Source organism: Arenibacter latericius DSM 15913 (assembly GCF_000424985.1).
GTDB lineage: Bacteria > Bacteroidota > Bacteroidia > Flavobacteriales > Flavobacteriaceae > Arenibacter > Arenibacter latericius.
This window is the reverse complement of sequence record NZ_AUKX01000002.1, coordinates 25,934-52,916: the sequence shown is the minus strand read 5'-3', so window position 1 is coordinate 52,916 and position 26,983 is coordinate 25,934. Positions and strand designations below refer to the sequence as shown.

The 26,983-nt window shown below is 37.4% G+C and carries 25 protein-coding genes; 18 read left to right on the top strand and 7 right to left on the bottom strand.

Annotated features, from left to right (window positions below; all coding sequences use genetic code 11):
• Positions 1-8 precede the first annotated feature (8 nt).
• Both H344_RS0101195 and H344_RS0101190 read right to left on the bottom strand, forming a co-directional pair.
• A complete protein-coding gene (locus H344_RS0101195; protein ID WP_026808611.1) occupies positions 9-1,145 on the bottom strand; it encodes an ATP-binding protein in 1,137 nt (378 codons plus the stop codon).
• Positions 1,142-1,912: an SDR family NAD(P)-dependent oxidoreductase gene (locus tag H344_RS0101190; RefSeq protein ID WP_034255972.1), complete on the bottom strand. Its 771-nt coding sequence runs from the start codon at positions 1,910-1,912 to the stop codon at positions 1,142-1,144. The genes H344_RS0101195 and H344_RS0101190 overlap by 4 nt, the downstream gene beginning before the upstream one ends.
• A gap of 381 nt (positions 1,913-2,293) precedes the next feature.
• Between H344_RS0101190 and H344_RS0101185 the strand changes: the two genes are divergently transcribed.
• The 17 genes from H344_RS0101185 to trhA all read left to right on the top strand — a co-directional run bounded on the left by H344_RS0101185 (position 2,294) and on the right by trhA (position 22,112).
• Positions 2,294-3,295 carry an AAA family ATPase gene (locus tag H344_RS0101185; protein WP_026808609.1) on the top strand — a complete coding sequence of 334 codons (1,002 nt, stop codon included), beginning with the start codon at positions 2,294-2,296 and terminating at the stop codon, positions 3,293-3,295.
• A 71-nt stretch (positions 3,296-3,366) separates the two neighbouring features.
• Positions 3,367-4,233: a DUF58 domain-containing protein gene (locus tag H344_RS0101180; RefSeq protein ID WP_026808608.1), complete on the top strand. Its 867-nt coding sequence runs from the start codon at positions 3,367-3,369 to the stop codon at positions 4,231-4,233.
• A 5-nt stretch (positions 4,234-4,238) separates the two neighbouring features.
• Positions 4,239-5,897 carry a BatD family protein gene (locus tag H344_RS0101175; RefSeq protein WP_034255971.1) on the top strand — a complete coding sequence of 553 codons (1,659 nt, stop codon included), beginning with the start codon at positions 4,239-4,241 and terminating at the stop codon, positions 5,895-5,897.
• Positions 5,898-6,896 carry a vWA domain-containing protein gene (locus tag H344_RS0101170; protein ID WP_026808606.1) on the top strand — a complete coding sequence of 333 codons (999 nt, stop codon included), beginning with the start codon at positions 5,898-5,900 and terminating at the stop codon, positions 6,894-6,896.
• A gap of 54 nt (positions 6,897-6,950) precedes the next feature.
• Entirely contained in the window at positions 6,951-7,991 is a 1,041-nt protein-coding gene (locus H344_RS0101165) for a VWA domain-containing protein (RefSeq protein ID WP_026808605.1), read from the top strand.
• Positions 7,992-8,001: 10 nt separating this feature from the next.
• Positions 8,002-8,856, top strand: coding sequence for a tetratricopeptide repeat protein (locus H344_RS0101160; protein WP_026808604.1), 855 nt, complete (start codon positions 8,002-8,004; stop codon positions 8,854-8,856).
• A 5-nt stretch (positions 8,857-8,861) separates the two neighbouring features.
• Positions 8,862-10,655, top strand: a complete 1,794-nt coding sequence (locus tag H344_RS0101155) for a BatD family protein (protein ID WP_026808603.1) — start codon at positions 8,862-8,864, stop codon at positions 10,653-10,655.
• A gap of 3 nt (positions 10,656-10,658) precedes the next feature.
• Positions 10,659-11,417 carry a tetratricopeptide repeat protein gene (locus H344_RS0101150; RefSeq protein ID WP_026808602.1) on the top strand — a complete coding sequence of 253 codons (759 nt, stop codon included), beginning with the start codon at positions 10,659-10,661 and terminating at the stop codon, positions 11,415-11,417.
• A gap of 246 nt (positions 11,418-11,663) precedes the next feature.
• Positions 11,664-12,305: a carbonic anhydrase gene (locus tag H344_RS0101145; RefSeq protein ID WP_026808601.1), complete on the top strand. Its 642-nt coding sequence runs from the start codon at positions 11,664-11,666 to the stop codon at positions 12,303-12,305.
• Between the two features lie 236 nt (positions 12,306-12,541).
• On the top strand, positions 12,542-13,561 hold the full coding sequence (gene pheS, locus H344_RS0101140; protein WP_026808600.1) for a phenylalanine--tRNA ligase subunit alpha: 1,020 nt from the start codon (positions 12,542-12,544) through the stop codon (positions 13,559-13,561).
• Between the two features lie 47 nt (positions 13,562-13,608).
• Complete coding sequence (locus tag H344_RS0101135; RefSeq protein WP_026808599.1) at positions 13,609-14,004, top strand: hypothetical protein; 396 nt, start codon at positions 13,609-13,611, stop codon at positions 14,002-14,004.
• 102 nt (positions 14,005-14,106) lie between these two features.
• A complete protein-coding gene (locus H344_RS0101130; RefSeq protein WP_026808598.1) occupies positions 14,107-14,610 on the top strand; it encodes a GbsR/MarR family transcriptional regulator in 504 nt (167 codons plus the stop codon).
• Positions 14,607-15,716: an efflux RND transporter periplasmic adaptor subunit gene (locus H344_RS0101125; protein WP_026808597.1), complete on the top strand. Its 1,110-nt coding sequence runs from the start codon at positions 14,607-14,609 to the stop codon at positions 15,714-15,716. The genes H344_RS0101130 and H344_RS0101125 overlap by 4 nt, the downstream gene beginning before the upstream one ends.
• Before the next feature lie 6 nt (positions 15,717-15,722).
• Positions 15,723-18,860, top strand: coding sequence for an efflux RND transporter permease subunit (locus H344_RS0101120; protein WP_026808596.1), 3,138 nt, complete (start codon positions 15,723-15,725; stop codon positions 18,858-18,860).
• A 14-nt stretch (positions 18,861-18,874) separates the two neighbouring features.
• Positions 18,875-20,275: an efflux transporter outer membrane subunit gene (locus H344_RS0101115; RefSeq protein WP_026808595.1), complete on the top strand. Its 1,401-nt coding sequence runs from the start codon at positions 18,875-18,877 to the stop codon at positions 20,273-20,275.
• Between the two features lie 40 nt (positions 20,276-20,315).
• On the top strand, positions 20,316-21,230 hold the full coding sequence (locus H344_RS0101110; protein ID WP_051253999.1) for a mechanosensitive ion channel family protein: 915 nt from the start codon (positions 20,316-20,318) through the stop codon (positions 21,228-21,230).
• A gap of 243 nt (positions 21,231-21,473) precedes the next feature.
• Positions 21,474-22,112 (top strand): PAQR family membrane homeostasis protein TrhA, encoded by a 639-nt coding sequence (gene trhA / locus H344_RS0101105; protein WP_026808593.1) that lies wholly within the window; start codon positions 21,474-21,476, stop codon positions 22,110-22,112.
• Positions 22,113-22,122: 10 nt separating this feature from the next.
• Here trhA and H344_RS0101100 read toward each other — a convergent pair whose 3' ends face one another.
• Genes H344_RS0101100 through H344_RS0101090 form a run of 3 tightly spaced genes read right to left on the bottom strand, consistent with a single transcriptional unit; the run spans position 22,123 to position 23,793 of the window.
• Complete coding sequence (locus tag H344_RS0101100; protein ID WP_026808592.1) at positions 22,123-22,614, bottom strand: YciI family protein; 492 nt, start codon at positions 22,612-22,614, stop codon at positions 22,123-22,125.
• A gap of 2 nt (positions 22,615-22,616) precedes the next feature.
• Positions 22,617-23,084: a CYTH domain-containing protein gene (locus tag H344_RS0101095; RefSeq protein ID WP_026808591.1), complete on the bottom strand. Its 468-nt coding sequence runs from the start codon at positions 23,082-23,084 to the stop codon at positions 22,617-22,619.
• A gap of 40 nt (positions 23,085-23,124) precedes the next feature.
• Complete coding sequence (locus tag H344_RS0101090) at positions 23,125-23,793, bottom strand: NAD(P)H-binding protein (protein WP_026808590.1); 669 nt, start codon at positions 23,791-23,793, stop codon at positions 23,125-23,127.
• Between the two features lie 74 nt (positions 23,794-23,867).
• On the opposite strand from H344_RS0101090, the gene dinB reads away from it, so the two are divergent.
• Complete coding sequence (dinB, locus tag H344_RS0101085; protein ID WP_026808589.1) at positions 23,868-24,965, top strand: DNA polymerase IV; 1,098 nt, start codon at positions 23,868-23,870, stop codon at positions 24,963-24,965.
• Between the two features lie 63 nt (positions 24,966-25,028).
• Here dinB and pyk read toward each other — a convergent pair whose 3' ends face one another.
• Together pyk and H344_RS0101075 are read right to left on the bottom strand one after the other, a co-directional pair.
• Positions 25,029-26,477 (bottom strand): pyruvate kinase, encoded by a 1,449-nt coding sequence (gene pyk, locus H344_RS0101080; protein ID WP_026808588.1) that lies wholly within the window; start codon positions 26,475-26,477, stop codon positions 25,029-25,031.
• 4 nt (positions 26,478-26,481) lie between these two features.
• On the bottom strand, positions 26,482-26,946 hold the full coding sequence (locus H344_RS0101075; protein ID WP_026808587.1) for an IPExxxVDY family protein: 465 nt from the start codon (positions 26,944-26,946) through the stop codon (positions 26,482-26,484).
• Positions 26,947-26,983: the final 37 nt, after the last annotated feature.

Sequence of the window (26,983 nt, the reverse complement as noted above, 5' to 3'; positions counted from 1 at the left end):
AGACTATTTTAACTGTAATTCATTTTTCTAATAACACGGAGTGATTCTTTTATAGACTGATAAGTGGGAAGGTCATATTTCTTAATCATAGGCTTAGCCTCTTCCATAATTTCCTTTGCCTCATCAAACCCATTAACATAACATATTAGAAACGTATCAGATAAATAAGACAAGTCCTTTTTCTCATTACGCGTTAAAGCAATGCCCGCTTCTATCTTTTTTAATAAGGATAGGTTGGCATTATAAATATGATACAAGGCTTTTTTATCATACCGGGGAGGCTCAAAAATTAAGTCGCTTAGAATGGTATAGGTCCCATTTTCAAAAAAAGTAATAACCATTTTCTCTAATGGATAGTATTTTTGCTGCTCATTTAATCCCAATTGCACGTATTCTATAGTTCTAAAGGAATCTTCATCATAACTAATAGTAATTTCATCAAACTCAGAATAAAACAACTTAACCTGTTCATTTATCAACTCAATATCTACCCGTGAATAATAAGTCTCTCCATTTACTTTTTTCTGTATTCCTGCCCAGCACACTACAAATTGCTCTTTAAAAACCTTATAATGACTAGTAAGGTCTTTATGTCTTTCATTTAAAAAATCGACCACCCCATCTAAGGTAAGCTCAATATTGTTTTTAGCATGCTGTTCTATACGAGAAACAGCCTCAGCATTCATATCTTTCAATTCTATCCCGTAGGATTTAGGCAAGCTTATACTACCTTCCCTAAAAAACACCATTCCACCATAATATTTCCAGATATTCTTCCGCAAGGCACATACTTCTCCATTAGACCTTATAGTTACAAGACCAACGACCTTACCTAAAGGAAGATGTGGGAAAGGGATATTCTCATAAGTGATTCGTGGCGCATTATCTAGATAGGCATTTACTAAGTTTTGAATTCTACTATCATCAAAAAAATCGACACCAAGAATCGTGTTGTCTTCATCTTCTACCCCTATGACTATAAATGAATTGTTATTTGGGTTACTATTGGCCAAAGCACAGACATGCTTTAAAAATTTAGCCTTGCCTTCTTTATGGCTAATATCTATAAAACGCTTTTTATCATAAAAGCTATTTTCATCATTATGAGCCAAGAGGTTTTTTACAAGAAGACGCTTATTAATCATGACTCTTTATTCACAATTGTAGCACCGGCCTGGGCTGTAGGGAAAATCAATAAATCTGCAATGTTAACATGGTAAGGCCGTGTAACCATAAAGTGAATCACATCTGCAATATCTTCAGGCCGTAACGGCTGGTAACCTTTATACGTCTTTGCAGCTCTTTCCTTATCTCCTTTAAAACGAACATTGCTAAAACCCGTCTCTACCAAACCAGGGTGAACAGCCCCAACACGTATATTGTGTTGATTAAGATCTATCCTCATCCCTTTATTAATGGCATCCACGGCATGTTTACTAGCGCAATAAACGTTCCCCATAGGATACACCTCCTTAGCTGCAATAGAACCTATATTAATTATATGTCCGGCTCTTTTCTTTACCATTATCGGAATTATAGCTTTGGAAACATAAAGCAGCCCTTTAACATTTATATCTAACATAGCATCCCAATCATCAATATCCCCATCATTAAACTTATCTAACCCATGTGCATTCCCCGCATTATTAATAAGAATGTCGATATCAGAAAAGTCCTGTGGCAGCGAACTTATCGCCTCAAAAACAGCATCTTTATCTCGCACATCAAAATTAAGAGTATGAACTCTAACATATCTAGAAAGCTGCTTTTTTAAAGAATTTAGGACTGATTGTCTTCTCCCACACAGAACAAGATCAATTTTATTTACAGCAAACAACTTAGCCGTTTCCAACCCTATTCCACTAGTTGCTCCGGTAATAAATGCCGTAAGTTTTTTGTTTGATAATAGCATAATAATTCTGGTATATTAGATTTTTAACACATAAGCCTAAACAATGAAATGCACCTCGGAGTATTTCAATAAAAATCACTTAAGATCCGAAGCAGCGTAGACCCAAAAAATAACCTTTATTGCACTTTCTTCTCAAGAACTATAAACAAGCAATTCACAACTAAATTATTCTACAATGCTATATGCAGCACCCTATTTTGAATCGATGCATTTTTTTTACATATGTTTGTGAAAATATGAATAAATCCCTTAATTACTTCATAAATCTTAGGTGTTTGCAAAATTTTTAACCATACATTAACAGCGGATAACTAAATAAATTTTCATTTTGCATCCACTTTTGAAACTTACAACTTAACATAAAATAAAACAAAGGGCTATATGGAACAAAATACTTCGGTGGATATCAGCGCTGTAAACGAAAAAATTGCACAGGAGAGTGCTTTCATCGACCTGCTTATTTTAGAAATGGACAAGGTAATTGTAGGTCAAAAGCACATGGTAGAGCGCTTGTTAATAGGTCTTTTGGGACAGGGACATATCCTTTTAGAAGGGGTGCCTGGATTAGCAAAAACCTTAGCAATAAACACCTTAGCCAAAGCAGTACACGGTAGCTTTAGCAGAATTCAGTTTACACCAGATCTCTTACCCGCTGATGTGGTAGGGACCATGATTTACAATATGAAGGTAAACGACTTTTCTATTAAGAAAGGTCCAATCTTCGCCAATTTTGTTTTGGCAGATGAGATTAACCGTGCCCCAGCGAAAGTACAATCTGCACTTTTAGAGGCTATGCAGGAAAAGCAGGTTACCATAGGTGATGAAACATTTATTTTGGACAAGCCGTTTTTAGTAATGGCCACCCAAAACCCCATAGAACAAGAAGGAACCTACCCACTACCCGAGGCTCAAGTGGATCGTTTTATGTTAAAAACAGTGATAGACTACCCTAAGCTTCATGAAGAACAACTAATAGTTCGTCAGAACCTACGCGGCACCTATGACGAGGTAAAGCGAGTGGTAAGTATAGACCAAATAATTAGAGCGCAAAAGGCGGTTAGAGAAGTGTATATGGATGAGAAAATTGAAAAATATATTCTCGATATCATTTTTGCCACCCGTTACCCAGAAAAATACAACTTAGAAGATTTAAAACCATTAATAAGTTTTGGTGCTTCTCCAAGGGGTAGTATCAATTTGGCCACAGCTGCCAAATGCTACGCATTTATAAAGAGAAGAGGCTACGTAGTACCAGAAGATGTTAGGGCAGTTGTCTTAGATGTATTACGTCACAGAGTGGGAATAACCTATGAAGCAGAGGCAGAAAACATTACTTCAGAAGAAATTATAAATAAGATCATAAACGAAATTGAAGTGCCTTAATCCGTCTACAGTGATCAGCCCATGAGCAAAAGCCCGGCTATGGTTGAATATTTATCAATGTAAACTGAAAAATGGATACCAAGGAATTACTAAAAAAAGTACGTAAGATTGAAATAAAGACTAGACGTCTTTCTGACCATATTTTTGGTGGGGAATACCATTCTACTTTTAAAGGAAGAGGGATGACCTTCAGTGAGGTGCGTCAATACCAGTACGGGGATGATGTTAGGTCTATAGATTGGAATGTAACTGCACGATATAACGAGCCTTACGTTAAGGTTTTTGAAGAGGAAAGGGAGCTTACTATGATGCTAATGATAGACGTTAGTGGATCCCAGCTCTTTGGTACCAACAATCAATTTAAAAAAGAAGTAATCACGGAAATTTCTGCCACCTTGGCATTTTCCGCGTTACAAAACAACGATAAAGTAGGACTACTTCTATTTACCGATGAAGTGGAGTTGTATATTCCACCTAAGAAAGGAAGAAGTCATGCCCTACGAATAATAAGGGAGCTGTTAGAGTTTACTCCAAAAAGCACTAAAACCGATGTGGGAGCAGCACTAAAGTTTCTTACCAACGTAATGAAGAAGAAGGCCATTGTTTTTGTGCTTTCCGATTTTATTGCGGACGATTACTTACAAACCTTACGAATTACAGGAAAAAAACACGATGTAACTGGTATAAGGGTTTTTGATGAAAGAGAAGAACATATTCCCAATATAGGGATGGTACAAATGCAGGACGCCGAGACAGGGGCATTACAGTTAGTAAACACCCAATCTAAACAAGTACGAAGAGCTTATGAAAAATATCATCATGAACGGGTTGCCTATTTCCAAGACTCTTTTACGAAATCGGGTTGCGGAGTATTGAGTTGTAGGGTAGACGAAAGTTATGTAAAAAAATTATTAGGCTATTTTAAGCGACGAGGTTGATTTAAATGAAGAATTCTGTGCTATTTATTATTAAGAAATTTGCTTCGCATTTGCTGCGCACCTTGGCTATATGCCTATTTATGGCAGCATCTCCAGGGTTTTCCCAGTCTACACCTACTGTTAAGTCGACTGTAGATACTACCTCCATTAAGATTGGGGAGCAGATAAAATTTAAGGTTACGGTAGAAACCGATACCTTATCTCGTGTTGTATTTCCAGACGGACAGACTTTTTCACCCTTAGAAACTGTAGAAGCACTAAAGACCGATTCGGTAAAGAAAAATGATCGGTTAACCCTTCAAAAAACATACGCCCTTACCCAATTTGATTCAGGCACCTACACCCTGCCTTCACAGATGATTGAAATTAATGGGAAGCATTTTTTCACAGATTCACTACTAATTAATGTGGCAAATGTAGCTGTAGATACTACTGCCCAAAAAATGTATGATATAAAACCCATTATTAATATAGAGAAAAGCAGGTCTATTCCATGGGGTTTAATTTTTTGGATCCTGGGTATCCTCCTTGTTTTAGGAGCATTATTATATTGGTTTGTATTTAGAAAAAAACCGCTAAGCGAAGAAGAGAAAGTAGCTCTCTTACCTCCATTTGATAGGGCCATCCTTGGGTTAAAACAGTTAGAAAAATCCAAATACCTAATACAAGACGATTATAAGTCGTACTATTCCGAACTAACAGATATTGTGCGCTCCTACTTAGAGGAAGAAGTACAGGTATCTGCTCTTGAAAGCACCACTGACCAGTTAATAGATAAACTGGAAATGATGAAAGATGCCGGGAAACTAAAACTGGAACACGAAACCATTCAGCAGTTTAAAAAAGTATTGCAAACTTCCGACTTGGTAAAGTTCGCAAAATCTAAACCAGAGACCTCTGTAGCAGAAGCAGATAGAAAATCTGTAGAGCAAATAGTTATAAAAACAAAAGAAGCTATTCCAGAACCTACGGAAGAAGAGTTAATGCAGCAGGAAGAATACCAAGAAGAGCTTCAGAAGAAGAATTACAGAAAAAGAATAGTTCTCACTTCCTTGGCCGCTGTGCTCTTGCTTTTATTTACTGGAGCAGCTGCCGTAGGTTATTACGGGTTTGATTATGTTAAGGATACCGTGCTTGGGCATCCCACAAAAAAATTATTAGAAGGCAATTGGGTGCAAAGCGACTATGGTTACCCACCTGTTAGTGTGCAAACCCCAGAGGTACTATTGCGCCAGACGATAAAGTTACCACCAGAATCGCAAGCCTCTATTAAAGAAATGCAGGCATTTGCTTATAGAAGCAAAACAGGATTATTTACCGTAGCCACCACCTCTATCTTACTTTCACAGCCAGAGGAACCAGACTACGCAAAATCTTCGGAACAAATATTACAAAATTTCGAAAACCAAGGCGCTAGGAACATTACCACCAAACAAGAAGAGTTCACTACGCTTACAGGGGTAAAAGGTGTAAAACTCTATGGAAGCGGAAAATTTGCGGTGCCAGAATCGGAAGAATTGGTTGAAGGGAATTATGTGGTTCTCTTTTTTGGAGGCAAAGGTTTTCAGCAAAACCTTATTCTTAGTTGGCTTGCAGATGACCCCTATGCTGATAAAATTGTAGATAGAATTTTAAATTCAGTTGAAGTAAAAACGACCTTATAAATGTTAGAGAATATTTCATTTGCGAATCCACAGTTTTTCTGGCTCTTTTTATTGCTGCCAGTGGCCATGCTATGGTATTTCTTTAAAAGGAAGGAAGAAACCGCTTCACTAAAGATATCGAGCATAAAGGGATTTTCTACCAATAGCATATTGCCAAAATTAAAACCGCTGTTATTTGCACTACGCTTGCTCGCGTTAGCCGCTATAATAGTAGCCATGGCCAGACCACAAACCGAAGACATCTCTACCAGAACAAAAACAACGCAAGGTATAGATATTGTAATGTCTATAGATGTTTCTTCTAGTATGTTGGCTCAAGATCTTAAACCCAACAGGCTAGTAGCGCTTAAAAAAGTAGCAGCAGAGTTTATAGACAAAAGACCTAATGACCGAATTGGGTTAGTAGTATATGCAGGAGAAAGCTATACAAAAACCCCTATTACTAGTGATAAGGCTATAGTACAAAATGCCTTGAAGGAAATTACTTACGGACAAGTAGATGATGGAACTGCAATTGGATTAGGTCTTGCAACTGCAGTAAACCGACTTAAAGACAGTAAAGCATTAAGCAAGGTTATTATCTTACTAACGGACGGGGTTAATAATTCTGGCTTTATTGAGCCGCAAACCGCTGCCGACCTTGCCGTAGAATTTGGCATAAAAACATATACTATTGCTATTGGAACTAACGGTAATGCCTTATCTCCCGTAGCCTATAACGCAGACGGATCCTTTAGATATGCCATGGAAGCAGTGGAAATAGATGAAGAGTTATTAAAATCTATTGCAACAACAACTGGCGGGAAATATTTTAGAGCCACGGATAATAAAAAGTTAGAAGCGATTTACGACGAAATAAACAAATTAGAAAAAACCGATATAGAGGAATTTAAGTATTATAAATACGAGGAAAAATTTAGACCTTGGGTCTATTTGGCAGGGGCATTATTACTGATAGAATGGCTCACTAGAATTACCCTATTCAGAAGTTTTATATAGCGCTGTAAGAATAAAAGGCTAAGTTACCAAGCCGTTACAAATGAAGAAAGCATAATGATTCAATTAGACGAAAAAACATATTTTTACCTGTTATTCATCATCCCGGTGATGATCGTGCTTTTTGTATTATTTCAAATCTGGAAAAAAAGGGCGCAAAGAAAATTTTCGGACCCAACCCTACTAAAACGATTAACCCCAGAGAGATCTACTTTTAAGGCTACCTTAAAACTGATACTCCTCCTATTAGGAATTACCTTTATGACTCTTGCTCTAGTAAATCCAAAAATGGGCACTAAGCTAGAAACGGTAAAAAGGGAAGGACTAGACATAGTATTCGCGGTGGATGTCTCTAAAAGTATGTTGGCAGAAGATATTGCTCCCAATAGACTAGATAAAGCAAAGCGATTGGTTTCTGAAATCATTAACCAGCTAGCAAGCGACCGTATCGGGATTATTGCTTACGCAGGGCAAGCATTCCCCCAATTGCCATTGACTACAGATTATGGGGCGGCAAAAATGTTCTTGCAAAATATGAATACCGATATGCTTTCCTCACAAGGGACTGCTATTGACCAAGCCGTTAACTTGGCAACTAATTATTATGATGACGGAGAAACCAATAGGGTGCTTTTTATAATATCAGATGGGGAAGACCATTCCGAAGGGGATATTACCCGAAGTGTGGATGAGGCCACCAAAGAAAATATTAGAATTTTCACGGTTGGGGTAGGAACTGCAAAAGGGGGACCCATTCCTTTAAAAAGAAATGGAGTTGTAGAGAGCTTTTTAAGAGACCGGGAAGGAGAAGTAGTCATTACTAGAATGAATGAACAAACCTTGCGTGATATTGCTAACGATGGAAATGGTGAATACATCAGTGGGGAAAATACGGAACAAGCTGTTTCCTTTATAAGAGACCAGTTAAATAGAATAGATAAAACGGAATTTGAGGCCAAACAATTTGCAGAGTTTAAGGATCAATTCCAATGGTTTTTGGGTGCGGCGCTTTTATTTCTATTTTTAGACATCTTTGTATTGGACAGAAAAACAAAATGGCTAAAAAAATTGAACTTGTTTAATGAGAATGAGCAATAAATCTAGAAAAATGAAAAGGATTGTATGCATCATATTATTGTTCGGCTATCTTGGCCATGCCCAAGAAATAGATAAAGAAACACAAAAGGCTATAAAGAGATCAACAGCCTATACTTGGGAAGGTAATAAGAATTTAGAGGAAAAGGATTTTGTGAATGCTGAAGCAAAATACAGAAAAGCAATCTCCGAAAATGCCGATAATAGCATCGCCCCTTATAATTTAGGAAATGCCTATTACGAAAACGAAACCTATAGCGAAGCCTTTGGCAGGTACAAGCAGTCTGCTGAGAATGCAACTAGCAAATCAGAAAAACATAAGGCATTTCATAATATGGGGAATGTGTTTATGAAGAACAAAGAATATGAAAAAGCGGTAGAAGCTTATAAAGAAGCATTGAGAAATGAACCTACCGATGAGGAGACTAGGTATAATTTTGCCTTGGCCAAAGAGATGCTAAAAAAGCAGCAGGAAGACCAAAAAAATAACCCTGATAAAGACAACCAGGACCAAGAGGACCAGCAAGACCAACAAGATCAAAACCAGGACAAGCAAGAGGGAGAACAAGACCAGGAGAATAAGGACAACCAGCAAGAAAACAAAGATCAAGATCAGGACGAAGGAGACCAAGACGATCAAGGAGATCAAGAAAAGGAGGACGAGAATGAAGGGGAAGGCGATAAAAAAGACCAGCAGCCCCAAGACGGAGATCAAGAAGAACAACAACCGCCAAGGCCTAATCAATTATCACCACAGCAGGTGAGAAGTTTATTGGAGGCTATGCAAAATGAAGAAAAGAAAGTTCAAGAGAAGATAGATGGCCAAAAGGTAAAAGGACCAAAAGTTAAGAACGAAAAAGATTGGTAATAACCATGATATTAAAAAGATACATACCGCTAGTAGTAGCATTGTTCATGGCCATTACACTTAATGCCCAAAAGGATGATGAATCGGTAACTTTTGAAATGGTACTCAGTAAAGATAAACTGGGTATTAACGAAAGAATCCGGGTAGACTTTACTATGAACAGGGATGGTGATAATTTTACTCCGCCAGATTTTAAAGGGTTTAGAGTACTTATGGGACCTTCGCAGTCCATAAGCTCGTCTTGGGTGAATGGAGTTAGAAGCTTTTCTAAAACCTATAGCTATACTCTCGCCCCAACAGCAAGAGGAAAGTTTACTATAAATCAGGCCACAATAGATATTAATGGTACTACTTATAAATCCCTACCTAAGGAGGTAGAAGTTACAGCAGCAGTAGACCGACCAGACGGTGAAAAAACAGTAGATGACGTAGCGGACGAAAGCTTACATTTAGTTGCAGAGATATCTAAAAGCAACCCTTATTTAAATGAGGCCGTATCAGTGGTTTATAAACTTTATGCTAGTCCTAATATAGATGTAACTAACTTTAGAGCACTAGACAATCCAAAATATAATAATTTTTGGAGTCAAGATATTCCAGTAACCAAATATTCTATTGAGAATACTACTTATAAAGGAAAGCCATATAGATCGGTAATCCTAAAGAGAGTAGTACTATATCCGCAAAGAACAGGGGAATTAGATCTAGAACCTCTCTCTCTAGATGTTAGCCTACAAGTACCTACCAATAAACGCGATTTTTTTGGTGGTAGAGTTATGGCGCAAGCCAACAAAACAGTTTCAGCAGGTAAAAGAACATTAAGTGTAAAACCTCTTCCTACAGAAGGTAAACCAGCAGGCTTTAGTGGAGCCGTAGGGCAGTTCGACTTTTTTGTAACTCCAAGCAAGACCCACCTGAATGCTTCCGAATCCTTACAAGCGGTAGTAAGTATTAACGGGAAAGGAAATTTAAAACTGTTTGAAATCCCAAAACTACATCTTCCTAGCTCTCTAGAGGTTTATGATCCAGAGTATAAAGAAAACATAAGAACTACTATTTCTGGGATGGAAGGAAAGGTAGAAAACAGTTATACTGTAGTACCCACCTATAGAGGAAAGTATCCTATCCCTAGTTTAACGTTTAGCTATTTTAATCCAAAAACGGAAAAATACCATACCCTCAATTCAGAAGAGGCAATGATAAACGTATTAGAAGGTCCTATAAGTGGCGCAATAAGCACAACAGAACCCAGTAGCAATAATAGAGGTAGTAACAAACAGCTCGTGGTTGCGTCTTCAGACCAGTTTGTTTTTAACAAATTAACCCCTAATTTAACTACAATAGGAACGAATTACTTTTTTGGTTCTACGGCATTTTACCTGTGGTGGTTACTCCCCATCATTCTAATTCCTGTGGCAATTGTTATTGGCAAAAAACGTGAAGCCATAGCAAGTGACGTGGAAGGCAATAGAATTAAAAGAGCAAATAGATTGGCAAGAAAATATCTTTCAGCCTCTAAAAAAGCACTAGGTTCAAAAGACTCTTTTTATGTTGCACTAGAAAAAGCGCTACATAACTACCTAAAAGCAAAACTGAAGATTGAAACTTCTGAGTTTAGTAAGGATAAGATTGCCACCCTACTACAAGAAAAAAATGTTGATGATAACACAAAGAACGGTTTTATTGGGCTGTTAGAAAGCTGTGAAATGGCTAGATATAGCCCATTCTCAGAGGTGCAGATGCAACAAGATTACGATAAAGCTAGCGAGGTTATTTCACAATTAGACAAACAAATTTAAGTCATGGTACGTGTATTAGCAGTTCTTTTCTTTATGATTGGTACTTTGGGACACTCCCAAAACCAAGAGCTATTTGAAAAGGCCACCACTTTTTATAATGATGGGGAATATGAGGAGGCTAGGGACAATTACCTTAAAATCCTAGAAAACGGAGCGCATTCCGCGGCCTTGTACTTTAATTTAGGTAACACCTACTATAAACTTAATGATATTGCTCCAAGCATCTATTATTATGAAAAGGCACTGTTGTTAAACCCTTCGGACCAAGACATTTTAAACAACTTGTCTTTTGCAAAAAACATGACCCTAGATGCTATTGAACCCTTACCCAAAACAACGATATCTAAATTCTACAATAAGGTTACAGGCTACCTTACTTTTGATCAATGGGCATATACAGCCATAGTATTCATGTTTTTATTTGTAGGTCTTTACATAGCCTTCTACTACTTTAGATATTCTACACAAAAGCGAATTGCTTTTATCTTCAGTCTTATATTCTTAATTCTATCACTTACTGCTTCTACCTTATCCTATGTTCAGTATAATAGATATAACTCTGAAAGACCTGCTATAATATATGTGGAACAAGCCCCTATTAAGCCTGAACCTAATAATAGGAGTCAGGCAATCTTTAATTTACATGCAGGTACCAAAGTGCAAGTAGTTGAAGAGATGCAAGACTGGAAAAAAATTGAACTTGCAGATGGGAAAACCGGCTGGCTTTTATCCAATGAGATACGCGAACTAAAAGATTTCTAGAATATTAATATCTTAAGGAACCGGATCTAGACGCTATTAACCGCGGTTACTAGGAAAAGCATTCCTTTTTACCACCTTGCGCTAATAGTCCGTTTTCTATTCGTTTGCTAAAAAAAAGCAGTGCAAACCTATATTTCCCTTTCAATTAATAATTATCTTGCCCTCGATTAATTAAAATTAGGAATACCGATTCCTATATGGAACCATTTCTAACCGGATAATTTCCTAAATTAAAAAACAGAAAAGATGGATAGCCTAAACGATGTCTTCAAAAACAATGAAAAATGGATAGCAGATAAACTGGACAAAAATCCAGATTTCTTTAAAGATTTGGATAGGGGTCAAAAACCAGATATCCTATACATTGGTTGTTCAGACAGCAGGGTTACCACCGAAGAATTAATGGGTCTAGGCCCTGGAGAAGTCTTTGTTCACCGTAATATTGCCAATATGGTGATTAGTATAGACCTCAACGTTATGTCTGTAGTAAACTATGCCGTAGATCACCTTAAGGTTAATAATATTGTAGTCTGTGGACATTATTCTTGTGGAGGAGTTAAAGCCGCTATGCAATCCGAAGACCTTGGTATTTTAAACCCATGGTTACGGAATATTAGGGATGTGTACAGACAACATAGGACTGAATTAAATGCTATTGAAGATGAGGAGCAAAAGTACAATCGCCTAGTAGAATTAAACGTACAGGAGCAATGTATTAACCTCATAAAAACAGCAGCTGTCCAACGAGCATATAGAGAAAGAAACCTCATTGTACACGGATGGGTGTTCGATATTAAGACTGGAAAGTTGATAGACTTAAAAATAGATTTCAAAGGTATTCTTAATAATATCATGGAAATCTATCGCTTAGATTATAAAGACCTTTAACTCTTTACTATAAAGCAGCATTATCACTGAAAAGGTCGGCAAATAGCGTTTACCAATAGCATTGGGAAGGTATTACCTTATGTATTGGCGACTTTAAAAACATCGTTACTATAGCCCTTACAAAGCAGAGAAGACATCAACAATATAGATTTAGATAAAATCTATTCGTGGCTTGCCATAAAAGTTTTAAATTTGCGGTTCAATTTTTTGATGAGAATCCAAGCCATACCATTGCAATGATAGATCAGATAAAGGAACATATTTCGGAAGTAGAAAAATTCACTTCCTCCGATAAGGATGCCATTGAAGCATTTAGAATAAAATACTTGGGAAAAAAGGGGTTGTTCAATCATTTCTTCTCAGATTTTAAAAACGTTCCTAACGAACAGAAGAAAGAGTTTGGGCAAACAGTAAACCAACTCAAGGCCGTTGTTACTGAAAAAGTAAACACCTTAAAGCAAGCACTGGAAAACGAAAAGTTGGCCCATGGCATCTATGGCGACCTTACTCGCCCTGGAGAGCCCTTAGAATTGGGATCTAGACACCCTATATCAATTGTTAAGAATCAGATTATTGATATATTTTCCAGAATTGGATTTAATGTATCAGAAGGTCCTGAAATAGAAGACGATTGGCATAACTTTACTGCCTTAAACCTTCCCGAATACCATCCAGCAAGGGATATGCAGGATACCTTTTTTATCCAAACAGATCCAGATATTTTGTTGCGTACCCATACTTCCTCTGTTCAGGTAAGATATATGGAGAACAATAAGCCACCTATTAGAACCATATCTCCTGGAAGAGTATATAGAAATGAAGCCATATCGGCAAGATCTCACTGTTTCTTCCATCAGATAGAGGGACTATATATAGACAAAGACGTTTCTTTTGCAGATTTAAAGCAGACTTTACAGTTTTTTACAACTGAACTTTTTGGTAAATCTGAAATTCGATTACGTCCCTCCTACTTCCCTTTTACAGAACCGAGTGCCGAAGTTGATGTATATTGGGGATTGAATTCCGAAGCAGATTATAAGATGACCAAAGGTACAGGTTGGTTAGAAATTATGGGATGTGGTATGGTAGACCCTAATGTCCTTACCAATTGTGGGATAGATGCTAATGAATATTCTGGTTTTGCCTTTGGAATGGGTATAGACCGTATTGCTTTATTACTGCATCAAATATCCGATATACGACTCTTGAGTGAGAACGATTTAAGATTCTTGGAGCAATTTAAAAGCGCCCTTTAATTCAATACGCTTTTCTAGGAACAAACTAATTATAACCGCATTTTAAAATGAAAAAGGACATAGAAATACCTGTTTCAAAGAATGTATACCTAGGTGTTATCCATGAATGGAACGACGAATTCTTAGAAAAAACATGGAATGCCTATATCATAAATGATCGGGACACTCCTATTGAAGGTGTAATAGCTGTATCCACTGGCTACAAAGGAGACCAAAAAACTTCCACCATGAGACATGGCCTAGGGGAAGTCTCTGCAAAGTCTTATAGGAAAATAGAGTTACTACAAGAAGAGGTCCTTTCTTTTAACAATGAATTTTTTGTCACCTATTTTGCAGACAACAAACTCTATGAAAAAAGATTTGTATTTGAAAAAAACTCAATACAGGAAAGCAACCTTACTCTCTTACCTGTAATGGAGACAGAAGGGGTGATAGCCAAATAGTCAGCTACCCCCTTGCATTTTTAACTTAAGATTAACACCTACTAGGTTCGCTTTATTCAGAACCAATACTAAGTTTGTAAACTTACATTTGATTTTACAGATTTGGCAACCGACCTAGATAAAAATCAGTTAATTGAAGAGCTTGGAGTATATTTTGAAAACAACAAAATATTACCTCCTCTTGCTGCAAGAATCTTCGCTATGTTAATTCTTACTGAAGAAGAAGGTATTTCATTTGATGATTTTGTTGAAGGTCTTTATGCTAGTAAAAGCTCCATTTCCACCAACTTACAACTCTTGCAAGCCACCGGGCGAATTGTTTACTTTACAAAACCCGGAGAACGCAAACGTTATTTTAAAATATCTCCCAATGATATTTTTGAACAGCTAGAAAAGAAAATTGAGCAATGGGAAAGTGAGAAAGAAATGCATCTAAAAGTTTACAATTTTAAAAAAGATACGCTTAAAAATAACTGCAGCAATCAGAAGGATACGCCTGGTTTACACTATACTAAGACGTATGCAGAACTTGCAGATTATTTTATTGAAAACTTGAATGAACTCAAAGAAAATTTAAAAATTACCATTAACTCCAATTCCAAATGAAAAAATTACTAATCGCACCTATAATCCTTAGCATCACCCTATTAGTTGGTTGTGGAGAAAAGGAACAAACTAGCCAGGCTCCATCGGCAGCACCCTACCCCACTATTAAGGTAGAGAGAAGAACGGTAGACAACTTCACGAAATATCCAGCTAGTATAGAAGGAATAGTTAATAGTAAGGTTCGTGCAAAAGTTGCTGGATATATCCAAGAAGTGTTGGTAGACGAGGGCCAGGAGGTAAAAAAGGGACAATTAATGTTTACTTTAGAAACTCAATCCTTAACCCAGGATGCAGCTGCAGCACAGGCAAGAATTAATTCTGCTCAGGTAGAGTTAAATAAACTACGCCCACTAGTTGAAAAAAATATTATAAGCAGTGTACAAATAGAAACGGCCAAAGCCAATTTAGAGCAAGCAAAAAGTAACTATCAAAGTATAGCCGCTAATATTGGCTACGCCCAAATAAAAAGCCCTGTAGATGGCGTTGTGGGATCTATACCTTTTAGAAAAGGAAATTTAGTGAGCGCACAAGATGCTATGCCTTTAACTACTGTATCTAGTATAGAGCACGTTTATGCATTTTTCTCCATGAACGAAAAGGACCTTATAAGCTTCCTAAGGGATATTGAGGGAAGTACCATGGAAGAAAAAGCAAAAAATATATCAGAGGTACAATTAATCCTTGCAGATGGTTCCATATATGAACACAAAGGAAAAATAGAAACTATAAGTGGGGAAATCAATACCAAAACCGGAACCGTTACTTTTAGAGCAACATTTCCCAACCCACAAGGTCTTTTAAGAAACGGAAGCAGTGGTAGCATCATTCTCCCCAACAAACTAAACGATGTTTTAGTGATTCCTACCTTGTCTACTTTTGAGCAACAAGGAAAGAAATTTGTATACCTAGTACAAGGCGATTCATTGGTGCCAAGGGCGGTAACATTAAAAGCTGCAATTAATGGTATCTCTGTTATAGAAGGACTAGAAGAGGGCACCCAAATATTGGCCAAGGGACTTGGTAAAGTTAGGTCGGGGCAACAAATTATTCCAGAACCTACCAGTATGGACAGCATTATAAATTCTTACAATCCTGTTTTTAAATAAGTCAGTATGCTAAAAACATTCATAGAAAGGCCTGTACTTTCCACCGTTATATCGATTATCTTATTACTCCTGGGTGGATTGGGATTACTCACCCTTCCCGTTACCCAATACCCAGATATTGCACCACCTACCGTGCAAGTATCTGCCAATTACCCTGGAGCTAATGCCGAAACCATCCTAGAGAGTGTTATTGTCCCCATAGAGGAACAGATTAATGGGGTAGAGGATATGACCTATATTACTTCAACTGCAAGTAACACAGGTAGCGCTAGTATTACAGTTTATTTTGAACAAGGTGTAGATCCCGATATCGCCGCTGTAAACGTTCAAAACAGAGTAGCAAGAGCTAATGCCTTATTACCTGCAGAGGTTATCCGCTCTGGAGTTATAACCCAAAAGCGTCAAAGCTCTGCGCTTATGTACGCCTCCTTATACTCTACCAATCCAGATTATGATGAGACTTTTATTCAGAACTACCTTAATATTAACGTAAAACCAGAACTACAGCGTATTAAAGGGGTAGGAGACGTGAATGTTTTTGGAGGAAAAGATTATGCCATGCGTGTGTGGTTAGATCCTGTTAAGCTCACCGCATATAATTTAACGGTAACCGATGTAACCCAAGCCATTGGAGAGCAAAGTTTAGAAGCTGCTGCTGGATCTCTTGGCCAAAATTCTGGAGAAGCCTTTGAATATGTTATTAAATACAAAGGACGATATAAGACCGCTGAAGAATATCAGAACATTATTATTAAATCTTTGGGTAACGGTCAATTTCTAAAGCTAAGTGACGTTGCTAAAGTAGAATTAGATGCGTTTTCCTACACTTCTATTGGTCGTGCTAGAGGCTATCCAGGAGTTGGCTTTGGAATTTTCCAAACTCCAGGCTCCAATGCACAGGAAATTATTGAAGAAATCTATACAAAGTTAGACGACCTAAAGGAAGGATTTCCATCAGGGGTTGATTATGTTATAAACTTCGATACCAATAAATTCCTAACGGCATCGATGACCAAGGTACAAGTAACCCTTATAGAGGCCTTTTTATTGGTTTTCTTAGTAGTGTTCTTATTCCTTCAAGATTTTAAGTCCACCTTAATTCCTGCAATAGCAGTACCAGTATCTATAATAGGAACCTTTTTCTTCCTTAACCTACTGGGTTACTCCTTAAACCTTTTAACGCTTTTTGCGCTTCTTTTGGCTATCGGTATTGTAGTGGATGATGCCATTGTGGTAGTAGAGGCAGTCCATGCCAAATTAGAAGAAGGGTACACTTCTGCAAAAAAGGCCTCTTTGAGTGCTATGAACGAAATTAGTGGCGCTATTGTATCTATTACATTAGTAATGGCTGCAGTGTTTATCCCGATTACCTTTATCCAAGGTCCGTCTGGGGTATTTTACGAACAGTTTGGGGTTACCCTGTTAATTGCTATTTTGATTTCTGCGGTTAACGCACTTACATTAAGTCCGGCCTTATGTGCCATTTTTCTTAAACCCACTAAAAAGGAAGGCGAAAAGAAAAAGACAATAGTAAAGAGATTCTATACCGCATTTAATGCAGGTTTTGAAGCTACCACCAACAAATATGTTAAGTCATTAAGATTCTTAGTAAAGAATAGTTGGGTAACGGTAATTATCCTATTGGTTTCTATATTTGGCATATTCTGGGCAAATAATACTACCCCAACAGGATTTGTTCCTTCTGAGGATAGGGGAGTAATTTTTATGAACTTAGAGCTTCCACAAGGTGCGTCATTGGATCGTACTTTTAGTATTACCGAAGACATTTATAAAGCTATTGAATCTATAGAGGGGGTAAGATCTGCCTCTTTACAAGGGGGACGAAATTTCTTTTCCGGAGCAGGTAGCTCCTATGGAATGGGCTTTATCCTTTTAGAAGATTTTGATAAGCGAACAACAGATGAAACCTCATCAGAAGCCATTGTACAGCAATTATTTGCTAAGACCGGACATATTACAGATGCGAATATTATATTCTTTGCACCTCCAAGTATCCCAGGATTTGGTGCTTCAGATGGATTTGAGGTACAAATCTTAGACCGCGCAGCGGGGAGTCTAAAGACGTTAGATACCATAGCGAACGGATTTGCCGCCGCCCTTACACAACGACCAGAAATTGGCTATGCATCCAATTCTTTTAGTACCAATTTCCCACAATTGCAAATGGATATCGATATCCCAAAGGCAAAAGAAGCTGGCGTAGAGGTTAGCAGCATTCTTAGAACCCTACAAGGCTATATTGGAGGTTTATACACCGCCGACTTCAGTCGCTTCGGAAAACAGTTTAGAGTAATGGTACAGGCTAAACCAGAAGACCGTAAGGACGAAAACAGTCTGCACAGTATGTTTGTTAGGAACAACGACGGAGAAATGGCTCCAATATCACAATTTGTAACCCTTAGTAGGGTTTACGGGCCACAAACAGTAAATAGATTTAACCTGTTTAATTCTGTTACAGTAAACGGATCAGCAGCTCCAGGATTTAGTTCGGGGGATGCAATTAATGCCGTTACAGAAGTTGCAGAACAACATTTGCCACGAAATTACGAGATTGCCTTTTCGGGGATAACTAGGGAAGAAATTTCTTCTGGTGGACAATCGGGCATTATATTTTTACTGAGTATCATATTTGTATACTTCTTTTTATCGGCACAATACGAAAGCTATTTACTACCATTTGCAGTTCTACTCTCACTGCCAGTTGGAGTAGCGGGCGCCTACTTAACTACTAAATTTTTAGGCTTGGAAAACAATATTTATTTCCAGATCGCTTTAATTATGCTTATTGGTCTGTTAGCGAAAAATGCTATTCTTATTGTGGAGTTTGCTATTCAACGTAGACAGCACGGCCTCACCATTACCGAAGCTGCTATAGACGGCGCAAGAGCCCGATTAAGGCCTATTTTAATGACTTCCTTTGCATTTATCCTTGGACTAATGCCATTGGTAGTTGCAAAAGGTGTAGGAGCTGCAGGAAACAATGCTATTGGAACCGGTGCTGTTGGAGGAATGTTAGTAGGTACGGTAATCGGAATTTTTATTATCCCAGTATTATTTATTCTCTTCCAGTGGCTGCAAGAGAAGGTTACCGGGGATCCCACAGTAGAAACCATAGAAGAATAATAGTAATTTATATTATGCGACATAACACTTTGTACAGAATAATCCTGTTAACTATAGTTCCGGTATTAATGCAATCCTGTTTTTCTGCCAAGGAATATGTTAGACCTTCAATTGAAAGCGAGGCACTTTTCCGCACGGATAATATTAAGACAGACAGCAATTCTATTGCCCAATTATCTTGGAGAGAATTGTTTACCGATCCTATTTTAACCGATTATATCCAAAGAGGACTAGACAACAATCTAGATATTAGGGTGGCACTGCAGAACATTAATGCTGCACAGGCCTATTTAAAGCAAGGAAAAGCAGGGTACTACCCTACTATAGATGCTATGGCAAGCTATGGCCGCTCTACCTTTTCAGAAAATGGTGCCATGGCTATGAATAGCGGGTCTGCTACCGAACAATTCGAGTTATCAGGCTCCTTATCTTGGGAAGCCGATATATGGGGGAAAATTAGAAGTGCAGACAGAGCATCCCAAGCTAATTACTTACAATCTGTTGCGGCACACCAAGCGGTAAAAACCAACCTTATAGCTGCCATTAGTAGCACCTATTACAGATTATTGGCCCTTGATAAGCAGAAAGATATTATTAAGGAAACAATAGAAGCTAGGAAAAGTAGCCTTACTACTACACAGGCACTTAAGGATGCCGGACAGGTTACAGAAGTAGCGGTTAAACAGACCGAAGCGCAATTGTATTCCACAGAAATTATATTGGTAGACATTGAAAAGAATATAAAACTACTAGAAAATACATTTTCTATTCTTTTGGGAGAATCGGCACGAAGCGTACAAAGAGGCACCTTAGAAGAACAAGAACTTCAAACAGAATTAACCACTGGCGTACCTGCAGATTTATTGGTTAACAGACCTGATGTTTTGGAAGCCGAGTACAGTTTAATCAATGCCTTTGAACTTACTAATGTAGCTAGAAGTCATTTCTACCCTGCTTTGCGACTTACCGCTGCTGGTGGATTTCAAAGCTTAGAATTGGATAATTTATTCAATGCTAGCTCTCTATTCTCAAATTTGGCAGGATCATTGGCACAGCCAATTTTAAATGGCAGAAAGATTAAGACGCAATATGAGGTTTCACAAGCACAGCAAGAGCAAGCCTTATTACGTTATAAAAAGGTGTTATTAATAGCAGGAAAAGAAGTTTCGGATGCTCTATACGACTATCAAGCGGAAAACAAGAAAATTGAAGTGCGTAAAAAAGAACTCGCATCCCACATGCTGGCCGAATCTTATTCAGAAGAATTACTAAACAACGGACTATCCAATTTTTTAGAAGTATTGACCGCAAGGCAAAATGTACTTAATTCTCAACTGAACCTTATAGATTCTCAATTTGGTCAGTTAAATGCTATAGTTACTCTTTACGAGGCACTTGGTGGAGGATGGCAATAAAATAAGGCAGCGTAGTTAGCTTGTTTAGGCCTTCAATACTATGAAAAAGAAAAGCGGAATTACGATGTATGGCGTGATAGCGATTTTGCTCATTGCCATATATTATTTATTAAACTTAAGTGTTTTTGATCCCTGGGAACAGTACATTCCTTTTGTGAAAAAACTAACTATAAGTTTATTCTTAATTGCTATAATCTATCTGATAAGTAAGATTATTTCGAAGATTATAGACACCCAGACCAATTCTGAAGGGGATCGATATAACCTCTTGCGAATTGTCCGCTTCCTGGCAATGGTATTCAGCCTTATAGTAGTGGCTTCCTTTCTATTCCAAAACCTCTATGCAGCAGTTGTCAGCTTTGGATTATTTTCTTTGGTTATCGGTTTTGCCTTGCAAGCCCCTATCACTTCTTTTATCGCCTGGGTATATCTAATTTTTCGCAGATCCTATTTGGTAGGAGATCGCATACAGATAAAAGGGTTCCGTGGCGATGTAGTAGAGATAAGTTATTTAGACACCTCTATCTTGGAGTGTAGTGGTGATTATCTTGGCAACGATCGTAAAAGCGGAAGAGTAATTAGATTTCCAAATAGCCTGATATTAAGAGAGGAAATTATTAATTACTCTGGCCCCGAAGTTCCTTTTATATGGAATGAAACTGCAGTTCAGGTAGCCTATACGAGCGACCTGCAATTTGTAGAAGACTGTTTACTGGAAGCGGCGTCCAAAGATTTTAAAAAAACCTATCCACAGCTAATAAACCAAAGTCATACACCATGGGAACCCTCAGTCTATTTTAGAGTAACTAAATATGCGTGGATGGAAGCAGTAGTATCCTATCCAGTAGAACCAAAAGACGCCACCGCTCGCAGGAACCGTATATTGAAATACGCCCTGCCTATACTGAACGAAGCCCCAGATAAAGTTAAATTCCCTGAAGGTGCTTTCCGTTAAAAAAGTGTCACCAGCACTTAGGTCAATTCTTCTAATATATTACCCAGGATAGACCTTCTTAGATCTCCATAATATTTTGATGGTTAATTAGACTTACTTAAGGTAGCTTTTACATTCTTTTTTTTTGACTTTTAATTATATGTCCTAATTTAACAACACTGCCATAAGAAGGTACACTATACACCATTTTCGGTATCTTAGTATGCGTTATAAAGTGCAATCAGTAAATTTCAATTCAGTAACATGCAGGCAAAGAATCCCGATATAAAAATAAAGCTAGAACTGGTAAATAGCATCATTCACGGCTTTGGAATTATTTTTGGAATAGTTAGCATACCTATTCTAATTGCTTTTGCCATAAAAAGCAATAATACGGTAGGAGTTATTGGCGCAGCCATATATGGATTTTGCTTTTTACAACTTTTTACATTTTCTACACTCTATCACGGGTTTCAACATGCCCAGGTAAAACCTATATTTCAAATCCTAGATCACATTAGTATTTACTTTCTCATATCCGGCACCTATACCCCATTCTTATTAATTTATATGAATAATACGTTTGGTATTACATTATTGAGTGTGTTGTGGGGTTTAACTGCATTTGGAATCGTTTTTAAGATCTTTTTTACGGGCAAGTGGAACATCATTTCTACACTCGTTTACATTGCAATGGGCTGCATTATGCTCGTTGGTGGACGCACTTTTTTTGAAACTATTCCTTCTAACATAATGACCATGATTCTTATTGGAGGCGCCCTTTATCTTGTGGGGGTTATCTTTTATCTGTGGAGAAAATATCCCTACAACCATGCTGTATGGCATTTTTTTGTATTAGCAGCTGCTATCTGCCATTATGTAGCCATTCTTTTCGCGGTTTAGTAAATGAGGACTAACGTAAATGGAATCCCTTAGCGGCCCACCACGGATGAATTTCAATAGTAAGTCTTCCTGCTTTAACCATTGGATCTAAGTTAGCAAGGCTATCTGCCATTTCTTGGGTTGGTACATTATAAATCGTAATTCCCCTTATTTCTCCATTATCCCCAAAAGGGCCAGAAATATCAGCATACCCCATTTCATACATTCTTCCAAGATGTGCTAAATGCAAGGCTTGCAGACTGTCTAATTCCGCCTCAGAGAGAGACTTATTACTCCCTCTTTTTAAAAAGGCCATAAAATATTGCTGCATTAATATGGTATCCTTAGTTGCTTCATCCACATAGTCAAATGTTTGAAAGCCCCGCTCCTCTAATCGCTTTTTCTTCTCCATTACGGAAACTGTGTTCTTTTCTATAGATGTATTAACCATTTCTGACCTTTCTCCAGTCTCTTTACAAGAAATCACTAATAGAAAAAGAAAAATATAGCCCAAATATCTCATTGTTACCATGTTTTAAAAGGATGCTTACTAAGTTGTGAGTTGTAGTATTTGTTGTTACCAGTAACTTCTTCCCCTAACCATACAGGTGTTTCATAGGCTTCATCCTCGGAATTTAATTCCACTTCAGCCACTAGCAATCCCGTATTATCTCCAAAAAATTCATCCACTTCAAATAAGTGCTCGCCAACTGGGACCTCGTATCTCATTTTCTCTATAACTCCTGGTTCTGCCAATTTCATTAAGGCCTCTGCCTCTTCTACTGGAATACTAGTTTCCCATTCAAAACGGGTAGTTCCCTTATCGCTTCCCTTTCCTTTAACCGTTAAGAATCCAGAATCCCCCTTGATTCTCACCCTTACCGTTCGCCTAGGATCCGTATTAAGAAAACCCTGGGTAATTCTATAAGAATTAACCGAACCCTCCTTAAACGCCTCTGAATTCACTAAAAACTTACGTTCTATCTCTATCACACTATTTATTTATTGATGAAATGTTCTTTCTTATGCTTCCCTATTCTTCAGCTAACTTTCTTATCTGATCTGATTCGATATAAACTTCATTATACTGATTATTTGCCAAGTAGACCATAGCAGAAACAATGGCATCAGGTTTAATAGACTTATATTTATCCAATGGTCCTACAAGCACAAAATTCAATATTTTCATTAATTGACTGGCTATCCCTTCTGCCAATCTTTTTTCTGATCTCTTCCCTACAATTAAAGAGGGGCGTAAGAAATGAGTTTTAGGTATAGCATACTCCAATACCGTATTCTCCATTTCTCCTTTCAATCGGTTATAACGAGTACTACTCTTTGGATTTGCCCCCAAAGCTGAAATAACGATGTAGGTGTTTATATTGTTAGACTTGCAGAGTTTAGCTGCCGAAACAGGAATACCAACATCTATTGCCCTATACATTTCAGGATCTGGCGTTTTAGCTTTTGTAGTACCTATACAACAAAATACCTCATCAGCATAAAACTCCTTTTTATATTGTGCTAAGTTCCGCAAATCACCAAGATGCTCCTCCAATTTTGGATGGGTAAATCCTACTGAAGATCTAGAAAACAACTTAATCTTACCATAACGATTATCTGCTAATAATTTCTTTAATAATAGCCCCCCAGTTAATCCTGTGGCTCCTAATATAATCGCGGTTTTTATTTCTGCTTTCATAGTCCTATTTTCAATCAATGCGAGTTTAGTCAATAATTATATGTTCTCCCCTATAGTTGTTATAAATTTACAGTATGAAATTGGATTTTCCCCTACGAAAAATAATACATGTAGATATGGATGCTTTTTATGCCTCTGTAGAACAAATGGATGATCCTACCCTAAAAGGGAAGCCTATTGCTGTTGGGGGAGCTGAAAAGAGAGGAGTAGTAGCTGCAGCAAGCTATGAGGCTAGGAAGTTTGGCGTGCGCAGTGCCATGAGTGGCTACATGGCAAAAAGAAACTGTCCCGACCTTATTTTTGTACCTCCTAGGTTTGACCGTTACAAGGAAATATCACTACTTATTCGCAACATATTTTTAGAGTATACAGATTTAGTAGAGCCCCTATCTTTAGATGAGGCCTATTTAGATGTTACCATCAACAAAAAAGGAAATCCTTCTGCTTCTTTAATTGCAACTGAAATAAGGAATAAAATTTATGAGGAGGTAGGACTAACCGCATCAGCAGGAATCTCAATAAATAAATTTATTGCAAAGGTAGCTAGTGACTACAACAAACCAAATGGTCAGAAAACCGTGAATCCGGAGGAGGTACTTTCTTTTTTAGAAGAACTAGAAATCCGAAAATTTCATGGGGTAGGAAAAGTTACGGCTGACAAAATGTATCAGCTAGGCGTATTTACTGGACTAGACTTAAAACAAAAATCATTAGAGTTCCTAACAACCCATTTTGGAAAGAGTGGCGAATACTATTATCATGTGGTAAGGGGCATACACCTAAGTCCAGTAAAACCAAATAGAATTCCAAAATCGGTAGGTGCAGAACGTACTTTCCATGAAAATCTTAGCAGCGAAGTGTTTATGTTAGAGCGATTAAAACACATTGCCAACGAATTGGAACGACGTCTTAAAAAGTCTAATATTGCTGGAAAGACCATCACCCTAAAAATTAAATATAGCGATTTTACACTCCAGACGCGGAGTAAAACTATTCCATATTTTATTGCAGATAAGGATTTAATCTTAGAATTAGCCAAGGAATTGCTATATCAGGAAAAATTGGAAAACTCTGTTCGGTTGCTAGGTATTTCCTTATCTAACCTAAATACGGGAAAAAGCACTCCAGAAACTGAAAACTCTGTTTCTATACAACTAAAATTCGATCTATAATCGACATAAAAAAACCTGTTAGATTTTTAAATCTAACAGGTTTAACTATAAAGTTTAATATAATTATGCTTTAAGATTATCGCTTCCCATTTCAGAAACTCTTAGTGTATTAACCATTCCTTTCGCCTTAATTGGCATGGCAGCTAGACTGACTAACATATCTCCTTTTTCCAAAAATCCTTTTTCATAAGCAATTTTATTTACATCCTCTATGGTCTCGTCTGTGGACACATATTTATCGTAATAAAATGCCCTTACACCCCATAGCAGGTTAAGCTGTGTTAGGATTCTTTTGTTTGAGGTAAACACCAAAATATGTGCTTTAGGTCTCCAAGCAGAAATTTGAAAAGCAGTATATCCACTATTTGTTAATGTAGAAATAGCTTTAGCTTTTATTTCATTTGCCATATTGGCCGCATGAAAACAGATAGATTTAGTAATATATCTATTAGTTCTGATGTGTGGATGCTCATGCGGAACTTTAATAAGATCAGAATTCTCTACACTCTTAAGAATACTTGCCATTCTGTCTATAACCTGTACTGGGTAATTCCCTACTGAAGTCTCACCAGAAAGCATTACTGCATCTGCACCGTCCATAACAGAGTTAGCCACGTCATTCACCTCTGCTCTAGTTGGAGTAAGGCTAGTAATCATTGTTTCCATCATCTGGGTAGCAATAATTACAGGAATTCTTGCCTTTTTAGCACGCAATACTAGCTGTTTTTGAATAAGTGGTACTTCTTGAGCAGGAACTTCTACTCCTAAATCTCCACGAGCAACCATCAATCCATCACAATAGGCAACAATCTTATCGATGTTCTCTACTGCCTCTGGCTTCTCTATTTTAGCGATAATAGGAATCTTATATTCTGAATGTTCTTTTATAATGTTCTGAAGATCAATTAAATCCTGACTAAATCTTACAAAAGAAAGGGCTATCCAATCAACATTCTGGGAAATAGCAAAAATAGCATCATTCACATCCTTTTCTGTAAGAGCCGGTAAAGATATATTGGTATTAGGTAAGTTAACCCCTTTCTTAGATTTAAGAGGTCCACCTTGAATTACCTTAGCTTTTACCTCATCTTTTTTATTAGTAGAAACTACTTCGAACATTAACTTTCCATCATCCAAAAGAATACGCTCACCTTCGTTAACGTCTTTTGGGAATTGAGCATAGTTCATATACACTCTTTCAGAATCACCTTCAAAAGGTTCTCCCGTAACAAAAGTAATTTCGTCTCCTGGAGAAACGATTACTTCCTTTGCCATTACTCCTACCCTTAGTTTTGGACCTTGCAAATCTGCAAGTATTGAAGTATTGACCCCCAACTCTTCATTTAATTCGCGAATCATTGCTATACGCTCCTTAACATCATCGTAGTTGGCATGTGAAAAATTTATCCTAAAGACATCTACTCCTGCTCCTATCATGTCCCTTAGAACACTCTTCTTACTAGTAGCTGGCCCTAAGGTGGCTACTATTTTTGTCTTTTTTAATGCTGGCATTATATTAATATATTAAATTATTTCTTGATTTAAGTTTGTTTGCATCCACACTATAAGCAGTAATTACCTTTGGTATAGTAAGTATGGATTTAAGAATCTCCTTTTCCACGTCCCATTCATCATGTTCTACCTTTAAAAAATAATCCACATCCTTATATTCAGGAATTAGACTATAAGCAGTAAATGAGGGAAGGTCTTGGAACAGGTTTCCTACGTTTAATTCCTCTGTTACTACGCTATTATTACTAATAAGGGTATAATAACGATCGTTAATCTGGTCCCTCCAATCAAAAAAAGGAAACGCTCCATTGGGAGATATTTCTAAATCCTTTACCGCTCTTTTTAATTTTATTTTCAAACAAGAATTTAGCGCGTATACAAGTGAATGATCCTCTCTACTAGAGTGTAAAGCGATTAAGGTAAATTGCTCATCATAGCTATCTTCCGAAATTTTGTATATCGCCGCCATACTTTCCGTGATAAGTCGTAAATATAGGGTTAATATA

What these genes read in the sequence shown, in the direction of transcription:
- H344_RS0101120 (WP_026808596.1), top strand. Translation starts at nt 15,723, where the DNA reads ATGCTAAAAACATTCATAGAAAGGCCTGTACTTTCCACCGTTATATCG.
- pheS (WP_026808600.1), top strand. Translation starts at nt 12,542, where the DNA reads ATGATAGATCAGATAAAGGAACATATTTCGGAAGTAGAAAAATTCACT.
- H344_RS0101155 (WP_026808603.1), top strand. Translation starts at nt 8,862, where the DNA reads ATGATATTAAAAAGATACATACCGCTAGTAGTAGCATTGTTCATGGCC.
- H344_RS0101160 (WP_026808604.1), top strand. Translation starts at nt 8,002, where the DNA reads ATGAAAAGGATTGTATGCATCATATTATTGTTCGGCTATCTTGGCCAT.
- H344_RS0101175 (WP_034255971.1), top strand. Translation starts at nt 4,239, where the DNA reads ATGAAGAATTCTGTGCTATTTATTATTAAGAAATTTGCTTCGCATTTG.
- H344_RS0101135 (WP_026808599.1), top strand. Translation starts at nt 13,609, where the DNA reads ATGAAAAAGGACATAGAAATACCTGTTTCAAAGAATGTATACCTAGGT.
- H344_RS0101180 (WP_026808608.1), top strand. Translation starts at nt 3,367, where the DNA reads ATGGATACCAAGGAATTACTAAAAAAAGTACGTAAGATTGAAATAAAG.
- H344_RS0101100 (WP_026808592.1), bottom strand. Translation starts at nt 22,614, where the DNA reads ATGAGATATTTGGGCTATATTTTTCTTTTTCTATTAGTGATTTCTTGT.
- H344_RS0101115 (WP_026808595.1), top strand. Translation starts at nt 18,875, where the DNA reads ATGCGACATAACACTTTGTACAGAATAATCCTGTTAACTATAGTTCCG.
- H344_RS0101125 (WP_026808597.1), top strand. Translation starts at nt 14,607, where the DNA reads ATGAAAAAATTACTAATCGCACCTATAATCCTTAGCATCACCCTATTA.
- H344_RS0101110 (WP_051253999.1), top strand. Translation starts at nt 20,316, where the DNA reads ATGAAAAAGAAAAGCGGAATTACGATGTATGGCGTGATAGCGATTTTG.
- H344_RS0101190 (WP_034255972.1), bottom strand. Translation starts at nt 1,912, where the DNA reads ATGCTATTATCAAACAAAAAACTTACGGCATTTATTACCGGAGCAACT.
- dinB (WP_026808589.1), top strand. Translation starts at nt 23,868, where the DNA reads ATGAAATTGGATTTTCCCCTACGAAAAATAATACATGTAGATATGGAT.
- H344_RS0101145 (WP_026808601.1), top strand. Translation starts at nt 11,664, where the DNA reads ATGGATAGCCTAAACGATGTCTTCAAAAACAATGAAAAATGGATAGCA.
- H344_RS0101075 (WP_026808587.1), bottom strand. Translation starts at nt 26,946, where the DNA reads ATGGCGGCGATATACAAAATTTCGGAAGATAGCTATGATGAGCAATTT.
- H344_RS0101090 (WP_026808590.1), bottom strand. Translation starts at nt 23,793, where the DNA reads ATGAAAGCAGAAATAAAAACCGCGATTATATTAGGAGCCACAGGATTA.
- H344_RS0101195 (WP_026808611.1), bottom strand. Translation starts at nt 1,145, where the DNA reads ATGATTAATAAGCGTCTTCTTGTAAAAAACCTCTTGGCTCATAATGAT.
- H344_RS0101150 (WP_026808602.1), top strand. Translation starts at nt 10,659, where the DNA reads ATGGTACGTGTATTAGCAGTTCTTTTCTTTATGATTGGTACTTTGGGA.
- H344_RS0101170 (WP_026808606.1), top strand. Translation starts at nt 5,898, where the DNA reads ATGTTAGAGAATATTTCATTTGCGAATCCACAGTTTTTCTGGCTCTTT.
- trhA (WP_026808593.1), top strand. Translation starts at nt 21,474, where the DNA reads ATGCAGGCAAAGAATCCCGATATAAAAATAAAGCTAGAACTGGTAAAT.
- H344_RS0101165 (WP_026808605.1), top strand. Translation starts at nt 6,951, where the DNA reads ATGATTCAATTAGACGAAAAAACATATTTTTACCTGTTATTCATCATC.
- pyk (WP_026808588.1), bottom strand. Translation starts at nt 26,477, where the DNA reads ATGCCAGCATTAAAAAAGACAAAAATAGTAGCCACCTTAGGGCCAGCT.
- H344_RS0101185 (WP_026808609.1), top strand. Translation starts at nt 2,294, where the DNA reads ATGGAACAAAATACTTCGGTGGATATCAGCGCTGTAAACGAAAAAATT.